Annotated in this window: 3 protein-coding genes; 1 reads left to right on the forward strand and 2 read right to left on the reverse strand. The window is 68.1% G+C overall.

The window, feature by feature from the left end; translation table 11 throughout:
• Nucleotides 1–234, reverse strand: a 234-nt coding sequence (locus tag HUV01_RS14830) for a hypothetical protein (RefSeq protein WP_217431032.1), incomplete at its 3' end; no start/stop codon positions are given.
• Between the two features lie 268 nt (nt 235–502).
• Nucleotides 503–958: a MarR family winged helix-turn-helix transcriptional regulator gene (locus tag HUV01_RS14835; protein ID WP_174298969.1), complete on the reverse strand. Its 456-nt coding sequence runs from the start codon at nt 956–958 to the stop codon at nt 503–505.
• A 229-nt stretch (nt 959–1,187) separates the two neighbouring features.
• On the opposite strand from HUV01_RS14835, the gene HUV01_RS14840 reads away from it, so the two are divergent.
• On the forward strand, nt 1,188–2,315 hold the full coding sequence (locus HUV01_RS14840) for an acyl-CoA dehydrogenase family protein (protein ID WP_174298970.1): 1,128 nt from the start codon (nt 1,188–1,190) through the stop codon (nt 2,313–2,315).
• The last annotated feature ends 188 nt before the right edge of the window (nt 2,316–2,503 follow it).

A 2,503-nucleotide genomic window follows, 5' to 3' on the forward strand; every position in this document is an offset into this window, starting at 1 on the left:
ATTGGTCAGCAGCGCGGGAAGGGCGAGCGGCGCTCCCGCCGGCGGCACCGCGGCCTGTCCGCGGCGGGCGAGGGCGACGTCCAGCCGCTCGGCGACGACGAACGATACCGGGTTGGAGGCGGCAGACGTCGTGGTCCCGCCGACGGTCGCGGAAGCCTGCGCGACATTGCTGACCGTCGCGCCCGCGCGGGTCTGCGCCGATACCGGCCCGCCCGTCCACAACAGCGTCGCCACAGCCATGAAGACGCAGGCAAGCCGTCCGGCGATCGACCGAGCTGTTGTGAAACCCCGCAAGAAAGCCCCCTTTCGACGGCCTTTCTTGCGATGCGCGTTAAAGAAACTCTTATAAAACCAAAGCGGATGTCGTTAGTTCTGGCGACCATGCTTTATCAAGAGCGGCGTAGACTTGCCGTTGTCTTGGTAAAGGGAGTGATTACCGCATTATCGCGTCGATGCAGGTCAGATTGGTCCTATCATCGGTCGGCGAGATCTTGGCGTCGACTCAGATTTCGGGGATCGCGTCGAGGTACGACTCCATCGCCGCCTGTCCGGCGCCGGTCAGGGACACCTCTATCCGGCGCCGGTCCATCGGATCGGTGGCGCGGCTCACCAGCCCCAGCTTGTCGAGATGGTCGATCCATCGCTGCGCCGTCGTCGCGGGCGCGTCGACCATGGCCACCAGCGTCTTGACGTTCACCGGCTGGCCCTTGCGATCGGCGATATACACCGCGATCAGCATGTCCCAGCCCGGCTCCTGGAACAGGTCGACGGGCAGGAAGCGTTTGCGAAGCTGCCGGTGTCTCAGCAGCAGCGCGGCCTTTTCCGCGAACCGCTGCCGACCGGCCGGCATGATCGGGGGTGCGGTGTCGATGGCCTCCGCAAGCTGGCCCAAGTCGCTGGTGGCTGCCCGAAGGCGAGCGACGATGTCCCTGATTCGGTTCTCGGATGGCGTCTGCATCTGACCCGTGGTTGTTATTTGTAACTTAGATAAGCGTTTGCGACGGAACACGGCAATCCCGTTCACGCGAACATTTGTCAGCAACGCCAGCCGATCCGGCGCGATCGGCCCCGGGCGGCGGCGCATTCCGTCGCCCGCGCCGCCGTGCTAGCGGCAGGGAAGAACAAAACGGCAGAGGATCCGGCGCTTGACCCCCGATTTCGACTTCGCGCTGGGCGAGAACGCGGAGATGATCCGCGACACGACCCGGCGCTTCGCGACCGATCGGATCGCTCCGCTCGCGGCCCGGATCGACGCCGACGACTGGTTCCCGCGCGACGAGCTGTGGCCCGCGATGGGCGACCTTGGCCTGCACGGCATCACCGTGGCGGAGGCGGACGGCGGGCTGGGGCTCGGCTATCTCGACCACGTCGTCGCGATCGAGGAGGTGAGCCGCGCGTCGGCGTCCGTCGGGCTCAGCTACGGCGCGCACTCCAACCTGTGCGTCAACCAGATCAGCCGCTGGGGTTCGGCGGAGCAGAAGGCCAGATATCTCCCCAGGCTCATCAGCGGCGAGCATGTCGGCAGCCTGGCGATGTCCGAGGCGGGTTCGGGCTCCGACGTCGTGTCGATGAAGCTCCGCGCGCGGCCGACCGACGGCGGCTATGTGCTCGACGGCACCAAGTTCTGGATCACCAACGCGGCATACGCCGACACGCTGGTCGTCTACGCGAAGACGGGGGAGGGGTCGCGCGGGATCACCGCCTTCCTGATCGAGGCGGGGATGCCCGGTTTCTCGATCGGGCAGAAGATCGACAAGATGGGCATGCGCGGCTCGCCCACCGCCGAGCTGGTGTTCGATCACTGCGAGGTGCCCGGGGCGAACGTGATGGGGCCGCTGAACGGCGGGGTGGGCGTGCTGATGAGCGGGCTCGACTATGAGCGCGCGGTGCTGGCGGGCATCCAGCTCGGCATCATGCAGGCGTGCCTCGACACGGTGATCCCCTATGTGCGCGAGCGGCGGCAGTTCGGGCAGGCGGTCGGCGGCTTCCAGCTGATGCAGGCGAAGGTCGCCGACATGTACGTCGCGCTCAATTCCGCGCGGGCCTACGTCTACGCGGTCGCGCGCTCGTGCGACGCGGGGAGGACGACGCGGTTCGACGCCGCCGGCGCGATCCTGCTGGCGAGCGAGAATGCGGTGAAGGTGTCGCTGGAGGCGATCCAGGCGCTGGGCGGCGCGGGCTATACGAAGGACTGGCCGGTCGAGCGATACCTGCGCGACGCCAAGCTGCTCGACATCGGCGCGGGCACGAACGAGGTGCGGCGGATGCTGATCGGCCGCGAGCTGATCGGACACGACGCGCCGGTGGCGCAGTGAGGCGCCTGTTGCTCCCCTCCCGCGAGCGGGAGGGGGATTTGGCGTGACCGCGCCCGTCCTTCCGACGCTCGTCCTGCCCGAGAGCGACCCGTTCCGCGCCAATGCCGCGCACAACCGCGCGCTCGTCGGCGAGTTGCGCGCGCGCGTCGCGCAGGCCGCGACCGGCGGGTCGGCGTCCGCCCGCGAGC

Source organism: Sphingomonas bacterium (assembly GCF_903643035.1).
Taxonomy (GTDB): domain Bacteria; phylum Pseudomonadota; class Alphaproteobacteria; order Sphingomonadales; family Sphingomonadaceae; genus Sphingomonas.